At 50.9% G+C, this 25,119-nt stretch carries 27 protein-coding genes; 15 read left to right on the top strand and 12 right to left on the bottom strand.

Annotation, left to right across the window (positions count from 1 at the left end):
* Positions 1-3: 3 nt before the first annotated feature.
* From phoU to IPK30_08010, 8 genes are all read left to right on the top strand, one after another.
* Positions 4-693 carry a phosphate signaling complex protein PhoU gene (gene phoU, locus IPK30_08045; protein MBK8103219.1) on the top strand — a complete coding sequence of 230 codons (690 nt, stop codon included), beginning with the start codon at positions 4-6 and terminating at the stop codon, positions 691-693.
* Positions 693-1,376: a phosphate regulon transcriptional regulator PhoB gene (phoB, locus tag IPK30_08040; protein MBK8103218.1), complete on the top strand. Its 684-nt coding sequence runs from the start codon at positions 693-695 to the stop codon at positions 1,374-1,376. Before phoU ends, phoB begins: the two co-directional genes overlap by 1 nt.
* A 15-nt stretch (positions 1,377-1,391) precedes the next feature.
* Entirely contained in the window at positions 1,392-2,663 is a 1,272-nt protein-coding gene (gene phoR, locus IPK30_08035; GenBank protein ID MBK8103217.1) for a phosphate regulon sensor histidine kinase PhoR, read from the top strand.
* Between the two features lie 96 nt (positions 2,664-2,759).
* The gene (locus IPK30_08030; protein ID MBK8103216.1) at positions 2,760-3,200 is read left to right on the top strand and encodes a hypothetical protein; all 441 of its coding nucleotides are present in this window, start codon (positions 2,760-2,762) and stop codon (positions 3,198-3,200) included.
* Entirely contained in the window at positions 3,200-4,312 is a 1,113-nt protein-coding gene (locus IPK30_08025) for a porin (protein MBK8103215.1), read from the top strand. Before IPK30_08030 ends, IPK30_08025 begins: the two co-directional genes overlap by 1 nt.
* 143 nt (positions 4,313-4,455) lie before the next feature.
* A complete protein-coding gene (locus IPK30_08020; protein MBK8103214.1) occupies positions 4,456-5,628 on the top strand; it encodes an ATP phosphoribosyltransferase regulatory subunit in 1,173 nt (390 codons plus the stop codon).
* A gap of 64 nt (positions 5,629-5,692) precedes the next feature.
* Entirely contained in the window at positions 5,693-7,012 is a 1,320-nt protein-coding gene (locus IPK30_08015) for an adenylosuccinate synthase (GenBank protein ID MBK8103213.1), read from the top strand.
* A gap of 52 nt (positions 7,013-7,064) precedes the next feature.
* A complete protein-coding gene (locus tag IPK30_08010) occupies positions 7,065-7,733 on the top strand; it encodes a FecR domain-containing protein (protein MBK8103212.1) in 669 nt (222 codons plus the stop codon).
* A gap of 12 nt (positions 7,734-7,745) precedes the next feature.
* On the opposite strand, the gene IPK30_08005 is transcribed toward IPK30_08010, so the two are convergent.
* The gene (locus IPK30_08005) at positions 7,746-9,260 is read right to left on the bottom strand and encodes a mechanosensitive ion channel family protein (protein MBK8103211.1); all 1,515 of its coding nucleotides are present in this window, start codon (positions 9,258-9,260) and stop codon (positions 7,746-7,748) included.
* 102 nt (positions 9,261-9,362) lie between these two features.
* Here IPK30_08005 and IPK30_08000 point away from each other — a divergent pair, with 102 nt between their 5' ends.
* From IPK30_08000 to IPK30_07990, 3 genes are read left to right on the top strand one after another with little or no spacing between them, the layout of a single operon-like run.
* Positions 9,363-10,163 carry a prolipoprotein diacylglyceryl transferase gene (locus tag IPK30_08000; GenBank protein ID MBK8103210.1) on the top strand — a complete coding sequence of 267 codons (801 nt, stop codon included), beginning with the start codon at positions 9,363-9,365 and terminating at the stop codon, positions 10,161-10,163.
* On the top strand, positions 10,163-10,957 hold the full coding sequence (locus tag IPK30_07995; protein ID MBK8103209.1) for a thymidylate synthase: 795 nt from the start codon (positions 10,163-10,165) through the stop codon (positions 10,955-10,957). The genes IPK30_08000 and IPK30_07995 overlap by 1 nt, the downstream gene beginning before the upstream one ends.
* Positions 10,957-11,466: a dihydrofolate reductase gene (locus tag IPK30_07990; protein ID MBK8103208.1), complete on the top strand. Its 510-nt coding sequence runs from the start codon at positions 10,957-10,959 to the stop codon at positions 11,464-11,466. Before IPK30_07995 ends, IPK30_07990 begins: the two co-directional genes overlap by 1 nt.
* On the opposite strand, the gene IPK30_07985 is transcribed toward IPK30_07990, so the two are convergent.
* Both IPK30_07985 and pbpG read right to left on the bottom strand, forming a co-directional pair.
* Entirely contained in the window at positions 11,430-12,293 is an 864-nt protein-coding gene (locus IPK30_07985; protein ID MBK8103207.1) for an NAD(P)H-binding protein, read from the bottom strand. The two genes, IPK30_07990 and IPK30_07985, sit on opposite strands and share 37 nt — an antisense overlap.
* Complete coding sequence (gene pbpG / locus IPK30_07980; protein MBK8103206.1) at positions 12,290-13,288, bottom strand: D-alanyl-D-alanine endopeptidase; 999 nt, start codon at positions 13,286-13,288, stop codon at positions 12,290-12,292. Before pbpG ends, IPK30_07985 begins: the two co-directional genes overlap by 4 nt.
* A gap of 229 nt (positions 13,289-13,517) precedes the next feature.
* Here pbpG and recG point away from each other — a divergent pair, with 229 nt between their 5' ends.
* On the top strand, positions 13,518-15,662 hold the full coding sequence (recG, locus tag IPK30_07975) for an ATP-dependent DNA helicase RecG (GenBank protein ID MBK8103205.1): 2,145 nt from the start codon (positions 13,518-13,520) through the stop codon (positions 15,660-15,662).
* A gap of 24 nt (positions 15,663-15,686) precedes the next feature.
* Here recG and speD read toward each other — a convergent pair whose 3' ends face one another.
* The gene (gene speD, locus IPK30_07970) at positions 15,687-16,478 is read right to left on the bottom strand and encodes an adenosylmethionine decarboxylase (protein ID MBK8103204.1); all 792 of its coding nucleotides are present in this window, start codon (positions 16,476-16,478) and stop codon (positions 15,687-15,689) included.
* A gap of 97 nt (positions 16,479-16,575) precedes the next feature.
* On the opposite strand from speD, the gene IPK30_07965 reads away from it, so the two are divergent.
* Positions 16,576-17,814, top strand: coding sequence for a dicarboxylate/amino acid:cation symporter (locus IPK30_07965; GenBank protein MBK8103203.1), 1,239 nt, complete (start codon positions 16,576-16,578; stop codon positions 17,812-17,814).
* On the opposite strand, the gene IPK30_07960 is transcribed toward IPK30_07965, so the two are convergent.
* Positions 17,801-18,205: an HIT domain-containing protein gene (locus IPK30_07960; GenBank protein MBK8103202.1), complete on the bottom strand. Its 405-nt coding sequence runs from the start codon at positions 18,203-18,205 to the stop codon at positions 17,801-17,803. The genes IPK30_07965 and IPK30_07960 overlap by 14 nt on opposite strands.
* A gap of 60 nt (positions 18,206-18,265) precedes the next feature.
* Here IPK30_07960 and IPK30_07955 point away from each other — a divergent pair, with 60 nt between their 5' ends.
* Positions 18,266-19,066: a DUF1295 domain-containing protein gene (locus IPK30_07955; GenBank protein MBK8103201.1), complete on the top strand. Its 801-nt coding sequence runs from the start codon at positions 18,266-18,268 to the stop codon at positions 19,064-19,066.
* Here IPK30_07955 and IPK30_07950 read toward each other — a convergent pair.
* From IPK30_07950 to IPK30_07940, 3 genes are read right to left on the bottom strand one after another with little or no spacing between them, the layout of a single operon-like run.
* The gene (locus IPK30_07950; GenBank protein ID MBK8103200.1) at positions 19,040-20,398 is read right to left on the bottom strand and encodes a sigma-54-dependent Fis family transcriptional regulator; all 1,359 of its coding nucleotides are present in this window, start codon (positions 20,396-20,398) and stop codon (positions 19,040-19,042) included. The genes IPK30_07955 and IPK30_07950 overlap by 27 nt on opposite strands.
* 3 nt (positions 20,399-20,401) lie before the next feature.
* Complete coding sequence (locus IPK30_07945; protein ID MBK8103199.1) at positions 20,402-20,902, bottom strand: HAMP domain-containing histidine kinase; 501 nt, start codon at positions 20,900-20,902, stop codon at positions 20,402-20,404.
* 3 nt (positions 20,903-20,905) lie between these two features.
* Positions 20,906-22,024, bottom strand: coding sequence for a hypothetical protein (locus IPK30_07940; protein ID MBK8103198.1), 1,119 nt, complete (start codon positions 22,022-22,024; stop codon positions 20,906-20,908).
* A gap of 123 nt (positions 22,025-22,147) precedes the next feature.
* On the opposite strand from IPK30_07940, the gene IPK30_07935 reads away from it, so the two are divergent.
* The gene (locus IPK30_07935) at positions 22,148-22,417 is read left to right on the top strand and encodes a sel1 repeat family protein (GenBank protein ID MBK8103197.1); all 270 of its coding nucleotides are present in this window, start codon (positions 22,148-22,150) and stop codon (positions 22,415-22,417) included.
* Positions 22,418-22,429: 12 nt separating this feature from the next.
* On the opposite strand, the gene recO is transcribed toward IPK30_07935, so the two are convergent.
* From recO to IPK30_07915, 4 genes are read right to left on the bottom strand one after another with little or no spacing between them, the layout of a single operon-like run.
* A complete protein-coding gene (recO, locus tag IPK30_07930; GenBank protein ID MBK8103196.1) occupies positions 22,430-23,107 on the bottom strand; it encodes a DNA repair protein RecO in 678 nt (225 codons plus the stop codon).
* Positions 23,108-23,125: 18 nt separating this feature from the next.
* The gene (gene era / locus IPK30_07925) at positions 23,126-24,037 is read right to left on the bottom strand and encodes a GTPase Era (GenBank protein MBK8103195.1); all 912 of its coding nucleotides are present in this window, start codon (positions 24,035-24,037) and stop codon (positions 23,126-23,128) included.
* A gap of 14 nt (positions 24,038-24,051) precedes the next feature.
* The gene (gene rnc, locus IPK30_07920; protein MBK8103194.1) at positions 24,052-24,723 is read right to left on the bottom strand and encodes a ribonuclease III; all 672 of its coding nucleotides are present in this window, start codon (positions 24,721-24,723) and stop codon (positions 24,052-24,054) included.
* Positions 24,723-25,097, bottom strand: a complete 375-nt coding sequence (locus IPK30_07915; protein ID MBK8103193.1) for a DUF4845 domain-containing protein — start codon at positions 25,095-25,097, stop codon at positions 24,723-24,725. The genes rnc and IPK30_07915 overlap by 1 nt, the downstream gene beginning before the upstream one ends.
* Positions 25,098-25,119 lie beyond the last annotated feature (22 nt).

The raw sequence follows: 25,119 nt of genomic DNA, 5'->3' as shown, positions 1-25,119 counted from the left end.
ACGATGAACGACAATCAGCATTTATCCAGCCAATACAACGAAGAATTGGCGCAGTTACGCACACAGGTTTTACAAATGGGTGGCCTAGTAGAAACACAGGTGTCTGCCGCAATGGATGCCTATATTTCCAGCCAGTCTTCACAGTTGGCGGATATTGTTGCAGCCGACCAAAAAATTAACAGCTTAGAAAAAAATATCGACGATAACTGCGCACATATCATCGCCAAGCGCCAGCCTACGGCTTCTGATCTGCGCTTGGTGCTTGGCATTATCAAGATTGTCACCGACCTCGAACGCATGGGCGATGAAGCAAAAAAAATTGCCAAAGGTACGCGTCGCATCCACGATGCAGGACAAATCCCCGTACAGCACAGCGTGGGCATTCACCACCTAGCGGAAGCGGCGCTCAATTTGGTGCGGCAGGCTCTGGATGCTTTTGCGCGCTTGGATGCCACACAAGCACAAGTCGTCATTCGCGCTGATAACGAAGTGGACGCAGAATTTAAATCCATTCTTCGTCAATTGATTACACACATGATGGAAGATCCGCGCACCATCACCGTTGCCATTGAAATTATCGCCATTGCTCGTGCGATTGAACGCATTGGTGATCACGCAAAAAATATTGTTGAACAAGTCGTATTTGTGGTGGAAGGTCGCGACATTCGTCACCTAGAAGAGAGCGCTCTCTGATGCCGACCATATTGGTTGTCGAAGACGAGCCCGCCATTCGGGAATTGATCGCTATTCATCTCAAACATGCCGACTTTCAAGTGCAATTAGCAGAGCGCGCCGACATTGCAGAAACCGCTGTGCAACAGATGCTGCCCGATGCGGTAATTCTCGACTGGATGCTTCCCGATGGTTCTGGCATCGCGCTGGCCAAAAAATTTCGCGCCAACGAGCGCACGCGCAACCTTCCCATCATCATGCTGACAGCCCGCGCGCATGAAGACGACAAGATTTCAGGTTTGGAAGCTGGCGCCGACGATTACATTACCAAGCCGTTTTCGCCGAAAGAATTGGTAGCGCGCATCAAAGCGCTGCTGCGTCGTCGCACGCCACATCTCTCCGGTGACAGCATTGAAATCGGCAATCTTTCGATCAACCCTGCCACGCATACACTATCCGCAGGAGAAACTGCTATTGAATTAGGGCCAACCGAATTCCGTTTATTGCTGTTTTTTATGACGCATCCCGATAGGGTTTATTCCCGCACACAATTACTGAATGAAGTGTGGGGCGATCATGTTTTTATTGAAGAGCGCACGGTTGATGTGCATATTCGCCGCCTGCGCGCAGCTCTCGAACCCACGAGCCACGACAACTGGATAACCACCGTGCGCGGCAGTGGTTATCGCTTTCAACAGACCTAACTTTTCTTCACCCGCATGCGCCACGCTCTTCCGCTTCTCCTTATCACACCGATTACTGTTGTTATTGGATTGGCCTTTCCATCTTGGTACGGCTGGGCTTTTTTATGTGCGAGTCTGCTTTGTTTATACGCTTTTCAAAGCTGGCATTTCACGCGCCTAGATCGCTGGACACGCAACCCTGTGATCGACACCAGCCTAGAAGGAAAAGGTGCGTGGGATACCATTTTTGGCAGACTGTATCACCACGAGAAAGATTTACGCGAGCAAATCGCCTTCCGCGAAAAAAATATCGACTTATTGCGCTCTGCAGTACAAGCATTGGCTGACGGCGTGGTATTGCTGGACTTACAAAACAATGTTGTTTTCTGCAACAGTACCGCTGAAATGCAATTGGGTTTGCAGCTCTCAGCAGATCGCGGACAATCCATCTTGCACTTGGTGCGCCAACCAGAATTTGTGGACTATCTGGAACATGCTGATTTTGCACAGCCACTCACACTGCGCCCAGAACGATATCGCGATCGCATCTACACCATCCACATCATTCCCTACGCGGGCAGTCGCCGTCTGATGCAGATTAAGGATGTGACGCAAGCAGAACGCATTGATCAAACGCGGCGCGATTTTGTCGCCAATGTCTCGCACGAATTGCGCACACCGCTCACCGTTTTAATTGGTTTTTTAGAAACACTGCAAACGCTGGAAATCACCACAGAAGAACGCGATCATTTTTTGCAATTGATGGCAGAACAATCACAGCGCATGCAATCCATCGTACAAGATTTGCTCACCTTATCAACCATCGAATCTGCGCCGCCACCAGAAAATACCACGGTCGATATGACCACCCTGACGCAAAAACTGCAGCGCGATGCGGAAACACTATCGCAAGGTAAGCATCACATTGTTGTCGCCGGTTGTGATCCCGAGAATTTGCGCGGCTCAGAAACCGAATTGTTCAGCGCACTGGGCAATCTCGTCACCAATGCGGTGCGTTATACGCCTGAAGGCGGCACCATTACGCTGCGTTGGCATGTTTCTGCTCGCGGTGTAGATTTTTCCGTGCAAGACACCGGCGCAGGTATTGCCGCCGAGCATATCCCGCGATTAACCGAGCGCTTTTATCGCGTTGATAAAGGCCGCTCACGCCACTCCGGCGGCACCGGCCTAGGTTTGGCTATCGCCAAACACGCTATTACCCGCCATCAGGGGCAACTGGAAATCCGCAGCGAATTGGGTAAAGGCAGTTGTTTTGTCGCGCACTTCCCTGTCAGCAGATTGGCATAAAACTTATTTTAATTTCAGCAGCGCGACGACTGTCATAAAGCTGTAACACATATCACCTACGCTTATCAAACCATCTGATTGGAGAGATATAAATCCATGCAAAACTCGCTTTTTATTAGAAGACTATCCGTTACGCTTCTGGCTGTGGTTTTTTCCACGCACACATTTGCAGAACAGGTAATGGTTCCGCCAGAACTCTTACAGCAACTAACCACACTCGCCCAACGCGTACAACAGTTGGAAAAACGCGTGGTAGAACAAGACCAGCAACTGGCTGCAGCACAACGCAGCACAGCACAACCTGCCGTGGCGCAAAACGCTGACACACAGGCGCTGGAACAGCGTTTGCTCATTATGGAACGCAAGCAAGAGATGATGGCGTATGAGAAAAAGAAAGCGCCTGTCATTCTAGCCGGCGGTGAAAAAGGTTTTGGTCTGCAATCTGCCGATGGTGATTTTGAGCTACGCTTTCGCGGTTTGATACAAGCTGACGCGCGTAGCTTTGACAGCACTGACAGCATCAATGACAACTTTTAATGCGTCGCGTGCGCCCAACGATTGAAGGTAAATTCAACGACATCTACGGCTTCAAACTCACGACAGACTTCGGCAACGGCATCAGCGGTTCCAGTCATCTCGTCGATGCTTACATCGATGCCAACTACGATCCTGCTTACAAAATCCGTGTGGGCAAATTTACGCCTGGGTTGAGCCTGTACCGCTTGCAAAGCAGCAGCGATACGAAACTCAATGAATTGGGATTGAGCAGTAACTTTCTTCCTTCCCGCGATCAAGGCGTGCAGTTGTCCGGCGATCTGTTTGATAAAAGACTCAACTACAGCATCGGTTTGTTTAACGGCGCAAACGACAGTGCGAATGGCAGTGAAGACAGCAACACCGACAAAGAAATCAACGCGCGTCTTTTTGCCACGCCTTTTGCCAATACATCAGGCGCACTGCAAGGATTGGGTTTTGGTGTAGGCATGAGCACCACCGATGCCAGCGGCAAGAACGGTGCCACTTCACTGGCTGGTTACAAAACTTTTGGTCAGGAAACTTTCTTTAGCTATCGCAAAGACACCAGCAGCAGCAATACCGTGTTTGCCGATGGCGAGCGCACACGCTTGGTGCCGCAGTTCTCCTACTACAACGGTCCGTTTGGTTTAACGGGTGAATATGTGTTTGAAGAGCAGGATGTCACGCGCGTTTTCGGCGCGGCACCTAACGATCAACGCACTGCAGGTTTGGACAACAGCGGCTGGGATATCACCGCGTCGTATGTCCTCACTGGCGAAAAAGCGGCTGGCGGCAAGAGCATCAAACCTGCCAAACCGTTTGATCCTGCGAAGGGCAACTGGGGCGCGTGGGAAGTGGTGGCAGGAGTCGGGGAAATGGATCTCGACAAGAACATCTTCCTCGACAGCAGCGGCACACTGGCAGGCAATGACAACTTTGCTCAAGCCACCAGCGCTGCCAAGCAGGCCCAGAACTATGCGGTTGGCTTGAACTGGTACCCCAACAACATCCTGCGCGTTTCACTGGACTACAGCGACACCAACTTCAAGTGGGGCGGTGGCGGCACAGCAACAGCGCCGGATGACCGCGACAACGAACGCGTGTTAATGGGCAGGGTACAAGCCAGCTTTTGACGCTTTATCCCAGCTGAGTTTTTGCAAACCACGGCGAGTGATGGTGTATCATTACTCGCCAATAACCGGGGCGACCCGGTTTTTTTGCGTCCGGCTTCGGCCGACCTAGGCTCCTATCCAACCGATTGTCTTGCAGGTTTGACATGAGTATCGCTGATCGCTGGTTGCTGCCCGATGGCATTGAAGAACTGCTGCCCGCACAAGCGGCTCGCGCAGAGCAACTGCGCAGCCAACTGCTCAAGCTGTATCGCCGCTGGGGTTACGCCCTTGTTATCCCACCCTTGGTGGAATTTACCGATTCATTGCTGGTCAGCGGCACCCATGATTTAGACCTGCAAACCTGCAAAGTCACGGACCAACTCTCCGGTCGCTTGATGGGCGTGCGCGCCGACATCACACCGCAGGCCGCCCGCATTGATGCGCACGGTTATGCTCGTGAAGGTGCTACCCGCCTCTGCTACGCCGGCAGCGTCCTGCATGCTCGCCCTAAAACGGCACTCGCCTCGCGCTCACCCATCCAAATTGGCTGTGAGCTGTACGGCAGCAACGGTGTTGCCGCTGATTGCGAAGTGATCGGTTTGATGTTGGAAACTGCACGCGTCGCGGGCATTCAAAACATTACGCTGGATTTAGGGCATGTCGATATTGTGCGCGGCCTGACCGCATGGGCAGCGCTGAACAGCGAGCAAGAACAAACCTTGTTCGATATTTTGCAGCGCAAAGCCAACACCGAATTGCAGGCATTCGTCGCAGAACAGGTGTCACTCCCAGCGGCCGCTGCACTACTGCTGGAGCTGCCCAATTGGAAGGGCAATGCCACTGTATTAACGCACGCTGCCAACATCGCGAGTGCGGCGCCCGCTGCCGTGCGCGACGCCATTCAAGAATTGGCCGACATCGCCGCCTGCATCCAACAGCGCACACCAGAAGTGACGCTGTATTTTGATCTCTCTGAATTGCGCGGCTACCACTACCACACCGGCGTAGTGTTTGCGCTGTTTGTTGCTGGTGCCGGCACAGCCATTGCCAACGGCGGCCGCTACGATAATTTTGGTGCTGCTTTTGGTCGCGCGCGTCCAGCCAGTGGCTTCAGTGCCGACTTAAAACAGCTCATGCAGTTGGGCGCGATTGATGTGCCTGTAACATCTACCATTCACGCAGCTCTCGACGGCTCTGCCGCACAGTGGCAGGCGATCTGCGCGTTGCGCAACGCCGGTGAATGCGTGATTGCGGCCACCAGCAGCGAAACACGAGACCCTGCTTGCACGCGCGAGCTGGTGCGCGATGGCGAAGGATATACCGTCAAAAATTTGTAATTTTTTATTCCGTTTATTTTTAATTTTCATCCGAAATTGTGGAGCCAGTGAAACCGTGAATAGCATGCAAGCCAGCAAAAGTATCGTTGTGTTAGGCACCCAGTGGGGCGACGAAGGCAAAGGGAAAATTGTTGACTTATTAACCGACCAAGCGGAATTAGTCGCGCGTTTCCAAGGCGGTCATAACGCTGGTCACACCCTGGTGATCGACGGCAAAAAAACGGTATTGCACCTCGTACCATCCGGCGTGTTGCGTAAAAATGTGCTGTGCTTGATCGGCAACGGCGTGGTGCTCGCCCCCGATGCGCTGTTGAAAGAAATTCATAGCTTGGAAACCAACGGCGTGCCGGTACGCGAACGCTTGCGCTTGTCGCCAGCCTGCCCGTTAATTCTGCCGCACCATGTGGCGCTGGATCAGGCGCGCGAAGCGGCCAAAGGCAGCGCGAAAATTGGCACCACCGGTCGCGGCATCGGCCCGGCGTACGAAGACAAAGTCGCGCGTCGCGGTTTGCGCCTCGGCGATTTACGCAATGAAAAACAATTCGCAGAAAAATTGCGCGAAGTAATGGAATACCACAATTTTATTTTGACCAATTATTTCAAAGTTGCCGCTGTCGATTTTCAAACCACACTGGATGCCGTGCTGGAGCAAGGACGACAAATTTTGCCGATGATGGCTGATGTCACTGCTCTGTTGCACGAAGCGCGCGAACGCGGTGCCAATATTTTGTTTGAAGGTGCGCAGGGTTCACTGCTCGATATCGACCACGGCACTTATCCTTTCGTCACTTCGTCCAACACCACCGCCGGTGGCACCGCCACTGGCTCCGGTTTCGGCCCGCTGTATCTGAATTATGTATTGGGCATCACCAAGGCTTACACCACGCGTGTGGGTTCTGGCCCCTTCCCCACCGAGCTGCCTTATGACGCCGCAAACGACAAAGGTGACGCCATTGGCAAACATCTCGGCACCGTCGGCCACGAATTTGGCGCTACCACGGGTCGCCAGCGTCGCTGCGGTTGGTTTGATGCCGTAGCAGTGCGTAAATCTGTGCAGATCAACAGCATCTCCGGTTTATGTTTGACCAAACTCGATGTGCTTGATGGTTTGCAAACCGTAAAAATCTGCACGGCCTACCAAGACAAAAACGGCAAGCCCGTTTCACCGAGCCACAGCGACGATTATGAAGACCTCGTGCCGGTATACGAAGAAATGCCTGGTTGGAGCGAATCCACTGTCGGCGCAAAAACGCTTGCCGAATTGCCACAAGCAGCGCGCGATTACATCAAGCGCTTAGAAGTTTTGAGCGGTGCGCCGATTGATATTATTTCCACTGGCCCCGATCGTGTAGAAACCATCGTGTTGCGGCACGCGTTCACCTAATTGCGTATAGTTTTCGTCATATTTTTTCATCACATGAAGCAGGGATCGCACCATGAAAAAGAAAAACATTATCGCTTGGCTGAGTTTAGTTTTTGCTGCACTACTGTCTCACAGTGTTGCGGCAGCTGAAGCCGCAGTTGGCGTTGTACTTGCCACCGCAGGCACGGTCAACATTCAACGCAATGGCCAAACCATTGCCGCTGAACGCAAAACAGAATTAACGGTTGGTGATGAAATTCACACCGGCAAAGATGCGCGCGCGCAGCTGCGTTTTGCCGATGGCACCATCACTACACTGGGTGGAGACACCGCTTTTGTTATCAAACAATTTGCGTGGGAAAACAAAGCCGAAAAGCCTTCTAATGCAGCATTTGTCTTGCTGACCGGCGCGTTCCGCACCGTGACAGGAAAAATTATGGAGGCGTCGGGTTCTCGCTTTGGCGTCGATACGCCTGTCGGCACCATCGGTATTCGTGGCACCGATTTCTGGGGCGGCTATTTGGATGGCAATTCTGTTGATGTGTTATTGATCAGCGGCGAACACGCGGTGGAAGTGAGTAACACCACCGGCAAAGTGTTGCTGGAAAAACCAGGGCAAGGTGTCACGCTCAAATCCAATCAATCCGCACTAGCGGTAAAAACCTGGCCGGCAACAAAAGTAAACCGCGCCGTTGCCACCATCACTTGGCCGGATGGCAGTACACCACCAACAGAACTGTGACAGCACGCCTATCTAACCCAAACCAAAAAAGTGCTTGATGCTGGCCAAGATGTGCGCTTCGTGCTCTTGGCTATTGACTGAAGTTTTTTCTGCGTGAGCCAGTGCTATTTGCCGCTCGCGCTCAGCAATCGTACGCGCACATTCTTCGGCAATTTCTGGACGCGCTTGAATAATTTTTTGAAATCCTATTTTGTCGAGGCGATAACAAAGTGCGTCGGTGCGTGCCGTCACCGTGGTGCGGCGCGGCTCACCGGTGAGCAAACCCATTTCACCAAACACAGAGCCCACTTGTAGTGTGTTTAACAAACGACGCGGTTGATTACCCACTTCCAGCCATACATCGGCTTCACCCTGTACTAAAAAATACAACCAATGCGCTACTGCACCCTGCCTGGTCATCACATCGCCTTTAATAAACGGCGCGTCATGCAGTGACTCTGCCAATTCGCGCAACTCGGCTTGATTCAAACTAGAAAATGCCTCCACACCTGCCAACAGCTGCAATCGTTGTTGCACTTCTTGTTCATGCAATGCAGTTTGTCTTTCAGCGCTGTCCGCCGTGAGATGCGTATCTAAATACGGTCGCGCTAATTGCATGTTATTGCGTAGCAATGCAGAGTAAATATGTACGCGCACCGTTGAATCTGTCGTGTCATCGTGTAACTGATCTGTCAGCCAGTAGCGCAACGCATACAGCGCTATACCGTCTTTGTAATCCATTACTACACATTGCGGCGCAGGTCGCGGTGCGACATACGGGATATCCGCTTCACGAATAGTTTTTTCAATTATCGGAATCACAGACTGCGGGGGAATTGAAAACTGCACCGGAAAATACACCCAGCGCCGAAAATTGGGATGCGAGGGCGTGCTGAACACATCCACTTTGGATTTCACCAATACACTGTTGGGAATCACCACCACATTGCCATCATTAGTGCGCACTGCCGTGTGCCGCCAATGCACTTCAATCACTTTGCCCTTGGTGGTATCAACCTTAATCCAATCATCAATCCGCACAGAATTATCAAGTTGCAGCGCGATGCCGCCAAGAATATTGCCCAGCGTATCCTGCATGGAGAACGCGACAATGCCGGTGATAATGGCAGATGTGGTGAACAAACTGGCCGGATCAATGCCTGTTGCACGCAAACGCACCAAGCCCCAACCGCAATAGAGCAGCACCACCAACACATCTTCCACAATGCGCGGCGGCGTGTTTCCCGTGCGTGGCAACACCGCACGAAATAGCGTGAGCACAAACAAACGAATCAGCAACACACCCATTACCAATTCGGCGATAGCAATAAACCAACTCGCACCATCGTGCAGTTTGAGTTGTGGCAACAGCCAGCCCAACGCGCTGCTCGCCACCACCAATACCGCCAGTACTGTGTTCTGTATCAGCAACTTGTAGCGGTCGTGCGCGACAAAACGCAACAACAGCAGTTGTAGCAACACCGCCAACAGCGCAGCACTCAACCAAGCTGTACCCCACCCCGACTCAAACAGTTTCGCAATATTCATGTAGTGCGCGCCCATCACTCCTGTCGATCTAGTCTAGCCTGTCCCCAGCCGTTAAGCTTGCACCCCGCACTCTTTGCTTGCCCACATTTTCTCGGTTACCTGATGCTCACCTTCCCTACCATTGATCCCGTCATCGTCCAACTCGGTCCACTCGCCATACGCTGGTACGGCATGATGTATCTGCTCAGTTTCCTCTTGGTTTGGTGGCTGGCGGTGCGCCGCACCACCATCGGCTTGGCCGCCACCAAAACACGACAGGAAGTAGAAGACATGATTTTCTACGGCGCACTCGGCGTCATCCTCGGCGGGCGCATTGGCTATGTGTTTTTTTATCAGTTCAACACGCTGCTGCACGACCCATTATTCCTGTTCAAAATCACGCAAGGTGGCATGTCGTTTCACGGCGGCTTGGTCGGCGTGTTGATCGCGCTCGCGCTGTTTGCACGCAAAATTCAACAACCATTTTTTGCCGTGATGGATACCGTTGCCCCGCTCACACCTATCGGTTTGGGCTTGGGCAGATTGGGTAATTTCATCAACCAAGAATTGTGGGGGCGCGCCACCGATGTGCCGTGGGCAATGGTGTTTCCCGCTGACCCATCGCAATTAACTCGCCATCCCTCGCAGCTCTATCAATTCGCACTAGAAGGCGTGTTGTTGTTTATCGTGCTGTATTGGTTTTCCAGCAAGCCGAGGCCACAAGCGTTAATTTCAGGATTATTTTTGGTGTTATACGCCGTGTTCCGTTTTTTTGTAGAGTTTTTCCGCGAGCCGGATGCCTTTCTCGGTTTTGATGCACTGGGCTGGATGACGCGCGGCCAAGAGCTGTGTATTCCCATGTTTATCGCCGGTATCATCATTTGCGTGTGGAGTATTAAACGCAACAAAGTAGGTATGCACTGATGCAACAATATCTGGATTTAATGCGCCATGTGCGCGATCACGGCACGGTAAAAACTGACCGCACCGGCACCGGCACTGTCAGCGTTTTTGGCTACCAAATGCGTTTTGATCTCGCCGAAGGTTTTCCGTTGCTCACCACCAAAAAACTGCATGTCAAATCCATCATCCACGAACTGCTGTGGTTTCTCGCCGGCGACACCAACATTAAGTATCTCAATGACAACGGCGTAAAAATCTGGGATGAATGGGCCGATAAAGACGGCAATCTCGGCCCCGTGTACGGCCACCAATGGCGTTCTTGGCCCGATGGCAGCGGCGGCACCATTGATCAAATCACACAGCTGATTGAAATGATCAAAAAAAATCCCGATTCACGCCGCCTATTAGTCAGCGCGTGGAATGTGGCCGAAGTTAACAATATGGCACTGCCACCCTGCCACACGCTGTTTCAGTTTTATGTCGCCAATGAAAAATTATCGTGTCAGTTGTATCAACGCAGCGCCGATATTTTTCTTGGCGTGCCATTTAACATCGCTTCCTATGCCTTGCTCACCATGATGATTGCGCAAGTCTGCAATCTCAAACTCGGCGAGTTTGTGCACACCTTTGGCGATGCACATATTTACAGCAATCACTTGGAGCAAGTGGAATTGCAACTGCAGCGCACGCCAGAAAAATTACCGCGCATGCACATCAATCCCTCAGTAAAAAATATTTTTGATTTCACTTTCGATGATTTCGAACTGTTGGATTATCACGCACAGCCGCATATTGCCGCACCGGTAGCTGTGTGATGCCTATCGTTTCTCTCATTGTTGCGCGCGCCCGCAACGGCGTGATTGGACGCGATAACCAAATGCCTTGGCACCTGCCAGAAGACCTGCGTTACTTCAAACGCGTCACGATGGGAAAACCCGTCATCATGGGGCGCAACACATGGGAATCTCTCGGCAAGCCGCTGCCTGGACGCGACAACATCGTCGTCACACGCAATGCCAACTATCACGCCGCAGGTGCTCTTGTTGTAGACAGTGTAGAAACAGCCATACAGCGCGCCAAGCAGTTGGCCACTGAAAAAAATTGCGAAGAAATTATGATTATCGGTGGCGCGCAGATTTATCGTGAAGCACTGCCGCTGGTACAGCGCGCTTACATCACCGAAATTGATGCTGATATCGACGGCGATGCTTTTTTCCCCACACTGGAAGGCAACTGGCAAGAAACAGCCAGGGAGTCGCACGCGCCGTGTGAGAAAAATCCGTATGCCTACAGTTTCGCTGTATTAGAAAGAGCATCGGCATAACCCGCTCGAAAATCAGGGTATAAAAATTGGAAGCCTGTTTGCTGTAACAGTGCGCTGCTGCACTGCTTACCAGAGGCAGGCTGCTGGAGTGTATCTGCAGCCATAGGCAGGGCTACTCCCATCTGCTCCGCCAACCAGCACCACACTTCACCGGCTGGCACCGGCTGTGTATCGCTGGCGATATAGCAAGGTGCTGGCACACTGCCCGCCTGCCAACGGCGCAGAAGGTGTTCCAGCGCACGCGCTGCGTCGTCAGCGTGGATGCGGTTGGTCCACTGTGCCGCCTGTGCAACACCCACTCGACCTTCACGCACTTGGATCAACAGACGATTGCGGCCGGCACCATAAACGCCAGAGAGCCGCAGCACCGTGGCGGCAAATCCGCTTTCCGCTACCAAGCGCTCGGCCTCCAATAGGCAGCGGCCAGAGAAGCCTTTGCCCAGTGCAGGCGATTGCTCGTCGACACGCTCGCCCTTGTCCTGCGCGTAGACCGAAGTACTGGACACAAACAGCAGCCGTGGGCTGCCCTGCAGCGCAGCCAATACATTGCGTGTGCCATCGACATACACCTGCCGATAGCGATCTTCACTGCGTTCACCCGGCGTGAGCGTGATCACCACATAATCAAACACCGTGTGCTGCAGTGCTGCACGCACGGCATCGTCATCGCAGACATCAGCAGCGAGTGGCGCAATAAAACTGGGCAGGCTTTCTGGACGACGGCGCAAGCCCGTCAACTGAAAATCATTGCGCAATAAAGCCGCCAGCCGCTGCGCTATATCGCCGCAGCCGACCAACAAAACCGAGGGGAGTGCATGTGTGATCAACGGTGCGCCAATTGCGTGGGCGCTCGACCCGACTCCAACCAGTCTTTCAAGCGATTCGCATCACCCACGGGCGACAACTTGCCGTCGGAATCCAGCATGATCATCACCGCATTGCGATTGGCAACCGTTGCCATCATTACCAAGCAACGCCCAGCTTCCTGTGTGTAGCCTGTTTTGCTGACTTGGATATTCCAATCGCTAGATGGATCACGCAGCAGCGCATTGGTATTGCGGTATTGCAAGGCTGAACCACTGGCCAGTACCACTTCGCGTCCTGGCGTGGTGGAAAACTGGTGAATCAGATCGTAGCGACCGGCCGCGCGCACCATTTTTGCCAAATCTTCTGCTGTAGAAATATTGCTGGGCGTTAAACCGGTTGAGTCATAAAAGCGCGTGTGAGACATCCCCAAATTGGCGGCCTTGCTATTCATTGCGCGAATAAACGCCTGCCGCCCACCAGGGTAGTAACGCGCCAAGCTGGAGGCTGCGCGATTCTCCGATGACATCAACGCCAAACGCAGCATGTCGTAGCGCGACAAGCGTGTACCTATCCCCAAACGCGAACTGGTGTGCTTTAAGTAATCAATATCTTCATTACTGATAGCCAGCGTCTCACTCATCGGCTGACTGGCATCCAACACCACCATAGCTGTCATCAGTTTAGTGATGGAAGCAATCGAACGCGTCTGTTCCGCATTTTTGGCAAACAGTGTTTGCCCTGTCTCCGCATCAATCACCAAGGCGCTGCCGGAGGCCAATTGTGGATATCCTCCCGTAGTTTTTTCACGCACAGGCGCACGATCACTAACCGTTGATGATCTGGGTTGATTGCGTATCTTGGCAATGACTTTGGTATTGGTGACACCACTCTCGGATGCACTATTTTTGCGTGCAGGTTTTTGCGTCACTCGTGTATACAAATGCAGCGTCTGCCCTGGCTTGATCTGTGCATTGCGGCCCAACTTATTAACGGCGCGCAGCTGCTCAACCGTCATGTTGTTTGCGGTTGCAATGCGATACAGCGTTTCACCATTTTTGACGGTGTGCGTCACTGCGGTTCCAGCAACAACAGACACGGCGCAGCTCGCACCCGCCATGAGCAGTGCAACACGAACCATATTTTTTGCGATTGAACTGATTTTTTTGATCATCATGAGCCACCCCTTCGCCATGAGGTCATTCTGGAAAAATACAACGACATCAGATATTTAGCAAGATTTTATAATGTATTTTATTTGCTGTTGCACAATATTCAGCGCTATTCTCACGCTTATTGCTCAACCAAGCACAAAACGCGTGACTATCACCGCCACTCCCATCACTCAGGTTCACGGCATCGGCAGCAAATTGGCCGAAAAATTGCTGCGGCTGGATATCCAATATCAAGAGGATGTGCTGTGGCATTTGCCGCTGCGCTACCGCGATTTGACGCGCATTACCGCCATCGGCGCGTTGACCCTGCACGGCGAAGCTCTAGTGGAAGGCACCGTGCGCGCCAGCAGCGTGGTGTTTGGCAAACGCCGCAGCCTGTTGTGTTTGATACAAGACGGCACCGGCACGCTGGCACTGCGCTTCTACCATTTTTCTAAAGCTCAACAAGAGCAGCTAAAAACAGGCAGTAAAATTCGTGCGTGGGGAGAAGTGCGGCGCGGCACCAGCGGCTTGGAAATATATCACCCAGAGTACCGCTTGTTGGATGAACACAGCAGTCCAGAACTCGCTGATCGTTTAACACCGATTTATCCCACCACCGAAGGTTTGCAACAGACTAGCGTACGCAAGTTAGTTGAGCGCGTGTTGCACAACACAGCGGCAGATCAACTGCCGGACTGGTTGCCGCCCGCACTGCTGCCAGCGCGTCTGACCATGCCGCTGCACGCAGCACTGCACTATTTGCACCAACCGCCTACTGACGCGCCCGTTGCGCAATTGCTAGAAGGAAAACATCCTGCACAACAACGCTTAGCTTTTGAAGAAATGGTGGCGCACCACCTCAGCTTGCTGCGTTTGCGGCAGCAGCAAAAAAAAATGCCTGGGATATCTCTGCCAAAAAACAACGCGCTGCTCACACGCTTTCTCAACAACCTATCCTTCCAACTCACCACAGCACAACAACGCGTTGCAGAAGAAATTTGCTGTGATTTACAAAAAAGTGAACCGATGTTGCGCTTGGTGCAAGGCGATGTGGGCTCAGGAAAAACAGTAGTTGCTGCGCTCGCCTGTTTGCAAGCAGCGGCAAATCAAAAACAATCGGTATTGATGGCACCAACAGAACTACTAGCCACACAACATTACGCACAATTTACGCAGTGGCTGGAGCCACTCGGCATCCACTGTGTATTGCTCACAGGCAGCTTGAAAACCAAAGCGCGCCGTGAAGCCTTGGAACAATTAGCCGATGACCGCGCACATATCGCCATCGGCACACATGCGCTATTTCAAGATGCAGTGCAATTTGCGCAACTCGCGCTGGTGGTTACCGATGAGCAACACCGCTTCGGCGTGCGCCAGCGTTTAGCGCTGCAACAAAAAGGATTGCAACATGCGCTACCACATCAATTGATCATGACGGCCACGCCGATTCCACGCACACTAGCCATGAGCACTTACGCAGATTTGGATTGCTCGGTGATTGATGAACGACCACCGGGGCGCACACCAATACAAACCGTGGCGATAGACAACCAACGCCGCGATGTCGTTATCGAGCGCCTGCGCGCAGCTTGCTTAGAAAAAAAACAAGCGTACTGGGTGTGTACGCTGATCGAAGAATCCGATGTCCTGCAATGCCAAGCGGCAGAATCCACAGCCGCATCGCTACAACAAGCACTGCCAGAACTTCGCATCAGCTTAGTACACGGCAAACAAAAACCAGCCGAAAAAAATGCCGTAATGGCGGAATTTAAAGCAGGACAGGTCGATATTCTGGTTGCCACCACGGTGATTGAAGTCGGTGTCGATGTTCCCAATGCCAGCTTGATGATTATTGAAAACCCCGAACGCTTAGGGCTAGCGCAACTGCATCAACTGCGCGGTCGCGTAGGGCGCGGCAGCACGGCGAGTCACTGCGTATTGCTGTATAGCACGCCGTTATCGCAGCACGCCAAGCAGCGCATTGCCGTACTGCGCGACAGTGACGACGGCTTTGTGATCGCGGAAAAAGATTTGGAACTGCGCGGCCCCGGCGAATTGCTCGGCACCAAACAAACCGGCGACATTAACTTCCGCATCGCCAACTTAGCGCGCGATGCGCACTGGCTGCCACAAGTAAAAAACTGCGCCGAAATTCTGTTGCGCGATTACCCCACGCATGTTGCGCCGTTAATTCAACGCTGGCTGCGTCAAGGTGAACGCTATGCCAGAACCTAAGCAAAACTAATCTTTCTTACTTAGTTACACTTCTGGCAAATTTCTGCCGTAGAAAATTTCGTGCATTTCTCGATCTAAGCGGTCTGTGATACGGCGAATATCATTGCCAGTCAAATTGTCCGTCGTTGTACCGAACAAATAATGGTTCAGATCAAAATCATTCAGCATCATTTTGGTGTGGAAAATATTTTCCTGATACACATTCACATCGATCATTTTGTACAACTTTTCAGTGTCATCCGTGAAATAGTTCTGGATAGAACTGATTTCGTGATCAATATAATGTTTCTTGCCGCTGACATCGCGCGTGAAACCACGCACGCGATAATCCACAGTCACGATATCTGAATCCAACTGGTGGATGAGATAGTTGAGTGCTTTCAGCGGCGAAATAATGCCGCAAGTCGATACCTCAATATCCGCACGGAAAGTACAAATCCCATCATTGGGATGAGTTTCCGGATAGGTGTGCACACAGATATGGCTTTTATCGAGGTGCGCCGCAATGATTTCCACCGGCCCCGGTGACTCCGTGGTATCCACTTCGTCTTTCACCGGCTCCTCGGCCACCAACATGGTGACCGACGCGCCTTGCGGGTCGTAATCTTGGCGGGCGATATTCAGGATGTTCGCGCCGATGATCTGGCAGACCTCGGTGAGAATCTCGGTAAAACGCTCGGCGTTGTACTTTTCGTCGATGTACTGGATGTACTCGGCCTGCTGCTCCGGTGTCTCGGCATAACAGATATCGTAGATGCAGAAACTCAGCGATTTGGTCAGGTTGTTGAACCCTTGCAGCTTGATCTTCTGTGGCATGACGACCTCCGGCAGGATGAGGGTGTGGCGTTCTCTGAGGCGCGGCATAATGCGCTATTCTGGCTCACAGTCAAGACCAAAAGGCACCCCCTTGTCCATGTCCCTCAATACACGCATCCTGCTGGGTTCTGTCGCCGGCATTCTGCTCGGCTGGCTCTTCAGCGCTCCAGAGCCGAATGCGCTCAGCCACTACGGACTACTGACGCTGGGCGTCATCAGCACCGTGTTCGTCGGCCTGCTAAAAATGGTGATGGTTCCCTTGGTGTTCACCTCCATCGTTGTCGGCGTAGCGCAATTACAGGCTCACCACAGCATGCGACGGGTGTGGCTCACCGCCCTGCTATTTTTTACGCTAACAGCCACATTGGCGGTCATGCTGGGTATCAGCGCTATGCATTGGTTTGCTCCTGCGTCTGATCTAAAACTGGATATGTTTCAAGACGCCATGGCTGCCTACAAAAACAGTACCAGCCTCTCACCGTCCGAATTTATCAGTCACTTTGCCTCCAGCTTATTTGTAAATCCTGTGCGCGCAATGGCCGAAGGCAATTTAATGGGCGTATTGTTATTTGCACTGTTGATGGGAATCGCCTTAGTGGCTGGCGGTGAACGCTACGCTAATATCAAAAATCTGCTGACCGAATTGTTCGATTTAATGATGCGCCTGCTCGACTGGATTGTGCAGCTCGCTCCCTTCGGCATCTGCGCCCTGCTCGCCAAATTGGTGGCGACACAAAACGCCGAAGTGTTCGCCAGCTTGGGCAAGTTTATTGTGGTTATCACCGGCACCACGCTTTTTCATGGCCTCGTTGTATTGCCGTTGCTGCTGTGGCTGCTGACTCGCTATTCGCCACTCACTTTTTTGCGCAAAGCGCGCCCCGCCCTGCTCACCGCTTTTGCTACTAGCTCCAGTTCAGCCACCCTGCCCATCACACTCAACTGCTTAGAGCGCGATATGGGTGTGCGAAAAGATATTGCTAACTTTATTGCACCGCTCGGCGCGCAGATGAATATGGATGGCACCGCGCTGTACGAAGCGGGAGCAGCATTATTTGTCGCACAACTGTGCGGCATCGAGCTCAACTTGTTACAACAGGTGATTGTTTGCCTCACGGCCATGTTGGTGTCTGTCGGCGCGCCAGGTATCCCTAGTGCCGGCATGGTGACGCTGGTGATGGTGTTGCAATCTGTGGGTTTACCCGTAGAAGCGATCGCTATTCTGCTGCCAATAGATCGCATCCTTGATACAACACGCACTGCAATCAATGTGGAAGGGGATTTGGTCGGCAGCCTCGTAGTACAGCACTTTGCAAGCAATGAAATTATTGCGCAATAAAATCTCTACCAAGCTCTAGCATCTTACTGAGCGCACCCTCTGTATAAGCTTGCGCTGGCGCCTTACCCCACACCGGTGCCGGCCAAGCCGCATCCACCTCGAAGCGCGCAATCACATGCACATGTAACTGCGGCACCATATTGCCCAGCGCGCCGATATTCATTTTTTTTGCGTCGGTTTTTTGCTGCACAAATTTTGCTAACGCATTGGCTTCTTGCAGAAGTTGCCTCTGATCCACCTCTGATAGCTCATACCACTCCCGCACTTGCTCGCGACGCGGGACCAACACAAACCATGGATAGTTGGCATCGTTCATCAGCAGCAATGTACTCAACGGCAAATTACCAATCACGGTGCAATCTTTTTGAAGTTGGTCGTGCAGTGCAAACATGGGCATTCCTTCAGGCTTACGCTATGATCGCCAGCATTCTGGCACAACAAGGACAAAAAAATGGAACTGACCACTTATAACTTTTTGCTGCTGTGCGTATTTGGCGCTTCGCTACTGACTTTCGTCATCCTGATGTTTATTTCTGCACCTTACGGCAAACAAGAGCGCGATGGCTGGGGGCCTGGGGTCAATATGCGCTTCGGTTGGTTTATTTTGGAACTGCCCGCCTTTGCTGGCATGCTGTATTTCTACTGGAAGGGCAGTCAAACACTTTTGACCGCGCCCTTGGTGTTATTTGCACTATTCCAAATTCACTATTTTCACCGCACATTTATTTACCCTTTTACACTACGCATCAAACCCGATGCGCGCTACAAAATTATTCTGCTTTCCTTTGGCATGACCTTCAATGCTGTTAATGGCGCACTCAATGGTTGGTTTTTATCGACACTCGCTACTCACTTACACAGCAGCGACTGGCTACTGGATCCGCGTTTTATCGCAGGTTTGCTGTTATTTTGTGCAGGCTTTGCGCTGGCGAAACAATCCGACGCCATTTTGCGCAATCTGCGCAAACCTGGAGAAACTGGCTACAAGATCCCCCACGGCGGTGCGTATCGCTGGGTGTCCTGTCCTAACTATTTCGGTGAAATTCTGCAATGGACCGGCTTTGCACTAGCGGGATGGTCACTACCTGCCTTAGCTTTTGTTTGTTTCACAGCCGCCAATCTAGTGCCAAAAGCGCTGTCATCGCATCGCTGGTATCGGGAAAAATTTTCAGATTACCCTGCAGAGCGCAAAGCTATTTTTCCTTTTTGCTATGAAAAAAGCATGTCAGTCATCCATGCCGAGTTTTTTTAAACGGTAACGCAGCTGACGAAAAGAGATTCCCAACTTCTGCGCCGTTGCCGTCTTATTCCAACGGTTAGCTTCCAAAGCGCGGGTGATAATACCGCGCTCTATATTTTCCAAATAGGTATCGAGTTCCTCAATGCCTTCCGGCACCTCCATCTGACTCACTGCCGGCAGTGCCAAGCTCTCATTATTTTTTGCACCCAGATGCAAATCAGCGGCATAAATTACATCGTTATCACACAGGGTAAACGCTCGCTCAAGAATATTTTCCAACTCTCGCACATTGCCAGGAAATGCGTAGTGTCGTAACGCGGACACTGCATCATCAGACAAACGCGCTGCTGGCAATTGCATCTCTTTAGAAAACTGATCGAGAAACCGGCGAGCAAGCAGCAAAATGTCATCCCCACGATCACGCAAGGGCGGCACAGCCAACTCAATGACATTAATGCGATAAAACAAATCCTGCCTAAATCGACCCGACTTGGTTTCTTCCGCCAAGTCTTTGTGCGTGGCACTCAGCACACGCACATCCACCGGCACTTCTTTTTCTGCGCCGACTGGACGCACACATTTTTCCTGAATAGCACGCAACAATTTCACCTGCATATCCAAAGGCAGGTCGGCCACTTCATCCAAAAACAAAGTGCCACCGTGTGCTGCTTGAAATAAACCTTGTTTATCAGCCGTTGCGCCCGTAAAACTGCCCTTTTTATGACCAAAAAACTCACTTTCCATCAATTCAGAAGGGATGGCGCCGCAGTTAACCGCAATAAAAGGCGCAATCGATCTAGAACCCTTGGCGTGAATAGAGCGCGCAACCAACTCTTTACCACTGCCCGATTCACCATGAATATAAATAGGTGCCTGGCTGCGCGCGAGCTTGGCTATTTGCGTGCGCAAGCGTTGCATCACATCGCTGTCACCCAACAAATTGTCGCCGTCATTCTCGTTGCTGACTTCAGACTTTTGCAGCTTCAGTGCGGCATCCACCAAACCGCGTAACTGTTCCAAATTTACCGGCTTGGATACAAAATCAAACGCGCCAGCTTTTAACGCACTAATTGCCGTATCCATACTGCCAAAGGCAGTAATTACCGCTACTGGAATATTTGAGTATTTATTCTGAATATGCTGCACCAACTCAAGACCATTACCATCTGGCAATTGCATATCCGTCAAACACAATGATATTTTTTCATCATGCAACAATTGTTTTGCCGTGGTTACATCACCTGCACTCACAGTGCGCAAATTCATTCTGCCCAGAGTAATTTCCAACAACTCACGAATATCTGGCTCGTCATCCACAATCAACGCAGTAACATTTTTACTCATGATCTACACTATCATCCGATTCGAATGTGAAAAACCAATCTGAAAACAACTCAGGCCTTCTGGTGTTCGCCGATACTCCAAGGTGGCCTGATTAGCCAAGCACAGCTCTCTAGCAATATACAGCCCCAACCCCGTTCCTTTTGCTTCAGTGGTAAAAAATGGCTCAAAAACCTGCTGGCTTTGTTGCACAGTCAAGCCGTCACCGTAATCAATAACATCTAGACAGGGAATGTCCAGAACTTTGTGTACATACGCGCGCAAGGTAAGCTTCATCTCACCCATAAGCTTTTCGCTATAACGCAAACCGTTCGCACACAAGTTGGCCAAAACCTGTTCCAACTGACTCAGGTCAAAATAAATAGGCACTGCATTATCAGGAAGGTCCAAAATGATACTGACAGGTTTTCCGTAGGTCTGCTCATGTTGCTTAACAAAACTGCGCAACAATTCACATAAATCCGTCTTTTCAGGGCTGGAAGCATCGCGCCGCGAAAGTCGCAACACATTCTAGATGATGCAGTTCACGCGCACAGAGTGGTTCTGAATAATGTTGGACAAACGATGGTCAGCATCCGACAACGATGGCGATTCATTCAGCAATTGTGCCGCATGGCTAATCGCCCCTAAAGGGTTACGCACTTCATGAGCAATACTGGCTGTGAGATGCCCTAACGATGCCAACTTTAATTGCTGCGCCTGTTGCGACACTTTTCTGGTGTCTTCTACAAACACTAAAATCAAATCATTGTCGCTATTTTCCATGCGCGCAAAGTTGAGCTGCACCTCCAAGCCGCCGTCTTCAATCGGCAGCGTAGGAGGTCTTTTCAGTGGATTCTCCAACCAATGATCCAGTATTTTCTGCGCGGCAGTATTGCGACTGAAATGGATCTGATCGCGCATATCAAACTTCACGGGGAACGATAACAAACGCGCCGCTGATTCGTTGTACAGCAGTATCAAACCATCTCTGTCTAACACCACAATACCTGTATTCATGCGCTGCACAATCATTTCATTTAACTTCTGCATCGTTGCAGCTTGTTCTGCCTGCTCGATTGCGGAGCGCTGAGTAGTCTGAATACGGCGCGCTAAGTATTGGAACAACAGAGAAGTAACAAACAACAATAAACCGAGCAGCGCCACTGCCATCGAGTTAATTTTCACGCCACCAAAATATCCACTCGCCAAACTTTCCAGCAAAATAGCGATGCAAGACAACGCCGCCAGCAGAGTAGCTATTTGTCCTTGTAAAAAAATACTACTCGCAGCGACGGTAATAAAAATCAGCGAGCCTAAACCGGTAACCACGCCACCACTGCAGTACATAATGATGGTGAGAAAGATAATATCGACCAAACAGACCGCGAAAATATGCCCAGAAACCGGCTCTTTTTTCACCAGTAGCACACTGATCAACAGCACAGCGCTGATCAAGGCATAAATAGAAATGGTGTAGCCGTATAAATTTGGGTAGGAACGCCCCAAAACACTAGCCGTTGCATCTATAACAAACAGCGCCAATAACATACTGGCCAACACAGCTCTGTACCACGCATAGACACGCAATAAGCGGTAGTTATCCTGTGCCGGATGACGCAGAAAGAACTCTTCGTACTGCGTTGCCATAGACTCCCTTTTTCTCATCAGCTATTTATTAGCGCCTGATTGTAGCGACTGCACAGGTCAAAGCACCAGTAACCTGCTACATTGCCGAGATAAACACGCCACTCATCACCTACCAATAACCACATGACCAGTAATATAGACATCACCCAACGCGATGCAGGGCTGAGGGCGTTTTCCAGAAATGACTTTGAAAATGCCTTCGCGCTGCTATTACCCTGCGCTGAGGCGGGTGACGCACACGCGCAAATGCTGCTGGCAAGAATGTGCTACGCCGGCAATGGCACAGTACAAAATCATACGCAGTACTTGTATTGGTTAGAACAGGCGGCTGCCAATGGTGAAAAATCAGCTCGCGCGCGCTTGAAACGCACCAAGCAGGACAGCAAGAAATAACCGAAATCTCACCTACAAAAACAACTCTCTGCTGCGCAGTTTTTTTCCGCCCAAACAACTAGCCAGCGCGGCGCGCATGGTTATTTTTGCCAATCTTCTGGCCTCAGCAGTAGAAAAATCTTTATTGCCGATTGCAATAAAATCACTGCCTTTACCGACATTCACTGATCCTGTTGCAGTAACACAAAGCAAGCCCTGCTCTGGCACAAAGCGATAAAATCGCTCTGGATCCAGCACTACACCTGAAGCGTCCCGAAAAAAATCAATGCCGTAGCCCAACTTTTCTAGCAGCGTCACTTCAAATATACGCAGAATTGGCTCCAGAGGGTTTTGCTCAGATAACTGCCACAACGCCTCAGAATACGCACGCATCAACACAAGGTCGGCCTCTAAGGCTGGCAACAAGTGATACAGCAACTCATTAAGATAAAGCCCGCAGAATAGTTGCTGCCCCTGCAGCGCAATCGGAGCGGCAATGGTTTCATAACTCTGCAGATTCTTTAAATCACCGCCCCCCACCCAAGACATGTCATACAAACAAAACGGTAGTAGCGGTTTATTTTTCTTTCCCTGCTTGCCGCGTGCCGAGCGCACAATTAGATCAATTCTGCCGTCGGTATCTGTCATGAATGCAGCAATAACAGAGGATTCCCTGAAAGGACGGCTGTGCAAAAGAAAACCGTGCGGCATACCTATCTATTACTACCTTTATTCAATGCCCAAGCTGTTCAGCGCCCTTTCATTGTCAGCCCAGCCGCGCCGCACTTTTACCCACAGCTTTAACATCACCTTGGCATCAAACATCTTTTCCATATCCAAGCGCGCCTGCTGGCCAATTTTCTTCAGGCGCTCACCGCCATCGCCAATCACAATTTTTTTCTGCCCTTCCTTTTCAACAATAATTAGCGCAGAAATACGCAACAAGCCCGCATCGTCAACAAACTGCTCTATTTCTACTGCCGTTTGATAAGGCAATTCCTCTCCCAACTGACGAATAATTTTTTCACGCACAATTTCGGCCGCGAAAAAGCGTTCGCTTTTATCTGTCAACTGATCTTCAGGGTAAATAAAATCCGACACAGGTAATTGCTTGATGATAGCGTCTTCTAGCACATCCAAACCCGTTCCATGTAGCGCCGAAACAGGAATCACCGCTAAGAAGTTTCGCAGGTCCGAATAGCGCGCAATAACTGGCAGCAACGCAGCCTTTTCTTCCACTTTGTCGGTTTTATTGATAACGACAATCACAGGACTCTCTATAGATTCCAGTCGCTTTAACACCTGCTCATCTTCTTCCGTCCACACGGCGCGATCGACAACCCACAACACAAGGTCTACATCATGCAACACTGCACTAGCCGATTTGTTCATGCGCTGATTCATGGTGTGCTTGCCGTGCTTATGTATACCCGGCGTATCCACAAAAATCATCTGGCAAGTATCGGTTGATTTAATACCTAGAATGAGATGGCGCGTTGTCTGTGGCTTGCGTGATGTGATACATAACTTCTGTCCGACCAGATGGTTTAGCAGCGTAGACTTTCCCACATTGGGTCTTCCTACCACAGCCACCATGCCACAGCGTTTTTCCTGTATTTGCAAACCATCAGTGTCGTTCATTGCACTACCCCAGTTCACAAACTCAAACGAGCCAGAATTTTTTTTGCGGCTAACTGCTCTGCCTGTTTGCGGCTAGATGCTTCGCCTTCAGCGCGTTCCTGCAATGCGGCCACCACACAGGCCATAGTGAAACGAGCGTTATGATCGCTGCCGTGGCGTGCAACCAACTCATAAACGGGCAACGGCAAATGGCGCGATTGCAAATACTCTTGCAGCGTTGTCTTCGCATCTTTGCCGACAGTCGGCGTCAAACTGTCCAAAATCGGCGCAAACAGTTGGCCGACAACTTCTCGGCATTTTTCCAAACCACCATCTAAATACACTGCTGCAATTACAGCTTCTACTGCATTTGCAATCAGCGATGGACGCTGTCTACCACCCGCATTTTCTTCACCAACTCCTAGCAGCAATAGATCGCCGAGTTGCAGCACTTCACCGACTTTCGTTAGCTGCTCACCACGCACAACATGGGCTCGCATATTCGATAACTCGCCTTCACTGGCTGCAGGATTAGTGCGATAAATAATATCCGTTATCAGAAAATCGAGAATCGCATCACCAAGAAATTCCAAGCGCTCATTATGCTGAGCGCCATAACTGCGATGCGTTAGCGCCTGAATACAAAGATTGGGCTCTGTAAAAACATAGCCTAGATGTTTCTGTAGAAAGACAACAGCCTCTTTCACTAGCGAGCAGATGTTAGATCGACAGAATGCTTAAAGCGCAACACAACATCGACATTAGCCACAAAAGGTGCTCGCACTTCGTAATTCAATGTCACCACCGGCGTTGCACCAGTAGTATCAACTTCCAAATCACTCAAAAACTTTTCATCGATCATGCTCACCTGAAATGTTCTGGACAGCCGAGTCTTTATTGCTGCAGCAGTGACCTCGCCTTGAATACTTTCATTTAGAGCATTCAATGCCGATCCAATATTACGATCTTGGATATATAAAGGACCTAATTTCAGCGCCGTCGTCACTATTGTTAGAAAAACAAAAATATACAGGCACATCTCCCACATAGTGGCACCACGCTGTTTTTCTAGACTACGCATAGCAACTCCTTCTTCCTAATGT

Source organism: Cellvibrionales bacterium (genome assembly GCA_016713115.1).
GTDB lineage: Bacteria > Pseudomonadota > Gammaproteobacteria > Pseudomonadales > UBA7239 > UBA7239.
This window is presented reverse-complemented; position numbering and strand designations above follow the sequence as displayed.

Coding starts and splice junctions, on each gene's coding strand:
- IPK30_07995 (MBK8103209.1), top strand. CDS start 10,163: ATGCAACAATATCTGGATTTAATGCGCCATGTGCGCGATCACGGCACG.
- IPK30_08030 (MBK8103216.1), top strand. CDS start 2,760: ATGCAAAACTCGCTTTTTATTAGAAGACTATCCGTTACGCTTCTGGCT.
- IPK30_07915 (MBK8103193.1), bottom strand. CDS start 25,097: ATGCGTAGTCTAGAAAAACAGCGTGGTGCCACTATGTGGGAGATGTGC.
- IPK30_07960 (MBK8103202.1), bottom strand. CDS start 18,205: ATGTTTGCACTGCACGACCAACTTCAAAAAGATTGCACCGTGATTGGT.
- era (MBK8103195.1), bottom strand. CDS start 24,037: ATGAACGACACTGATGGTTTGCAAATACAGGAAAAACGCTGTGGCATG.
- IPK30_08015 (MBK8103213.1), top strand. CDS start 5,693: ATGCAAGCCAGCAAAAGTATCGTTGTGTTAGGCACCCAGTGGGGCGAC.
- recG (MBK8103205.1), top strand. CDS start 13,518: ATGTATTTTATTTGCTGTTGCACAATATTCAGCGCTATTCTCACGCTT.
- speD (MBK8103204.1), bottom strand. CDS start 16,478: ATGCCACAGAAGATCAAGCTGCAAGGGTTCAACAACCTGACCAAATCG.
- IPK30_08005 (MBK8103211.1), bottom strand. CDS start 9,260: ATGAATATTGCGAAACTGTTTGAGTCGGGGTGGGGTACAGCTTGGTTG.
- IPK30_07940 (MBK8103198.1), bottom strand. CDS start 22,024: ATGGCAACGCAGTACGAAGAGTTCTTTCTGCGTCATCCGGCACAGGAT.
- IPK30_07955 (MBK8103201.1), top strand. CDS start 18,266: ATGGAACTGACCACTTATAACTTTTTGCTGCTGTGCGTATTTGGCGCT.
- pbpG (MBK8103206.1), bottom strand. CDS start 13,288: ATGACGGTTGAGCAGCTGCGCGCCGTTAATAAGTTGGGCCGCAATGCA.
- IPK30_08025 (MBK8103215.1), top strand. CDS start 3,200: ATGCGTCGCGTGCGCCCAACGATTGAAGGTAAATTCAACGACATCTAC.
- IPK30_07935 (MBK8103197.1), top strand. CDS start 22,148: ATGACCAGTAATATAGACATCACCCAACGCGATGCAGGGCTGAGGGCG.
- IPK30_08000 (MBK8103210.1), top strand. CDS start 9,363: ATGCTCACCTTCCCTACCATTGATCCCGTCATCGTCCAACTCGGTCCA.
- IPK30_07990 (MBK8103208.1), top strand. CDS start 10,957: ATGCCTATCGTTTCTCTCATTGTTGCGCGCGCCCGCAACGGCGTGATT.
- recO (MBK8103196.1), bottom strand. CDS start 23,107: ATGCCGCACGGTTTTCTTTTGCACAGCCGTCCTTTCAGGGAATCCTCT.
- IPK30_08010 (MBK8103212.1), top strand. CDS start 7,065: ATGAAAAAGAAAAACATTATCGCTTGGCTGAGTTTAGTTTTTGCTGCA.
- phoB (MBK8103218.1), top strand. CDS start 693: ATGCCGACCATATTGGTTGTCGAAGACGAGCCCGCCATTCGGGAATTG.
- phoU (MBK8103219.1), top strand. CDS start 4: ATGAACGACAATCAGCATTTATCCAGCCAATACAACGAAGAATTGGCG.
- phoR (MBK8103217.1), top strand. CDS start 1,392: ATGCGCCACGCTCTTCCGCTTCTCCTTATCACACCGATTACTGTTGTT.
- IPK30_07950 (MBK8103200.1), bottom strand. CDS start 20,398: ATGAGTAAAAATGTTACTGCGTTGATTGTGGATGACGAGCCAGATATT.
- IPK30_07965 (MBK8103203.1), top strand. CDS start 16,576: ATGTCCCTCAATACACGCATCCTGCTGGGTTCTGTCGCCGGCATTCTG.
- IPK30_08020 (MBK8103214.1), top strand. CDS start 4,456: ATGAGTATCGCTGATCGCTGGTTGCTGCCCGATGGCATTGAAGAACTG.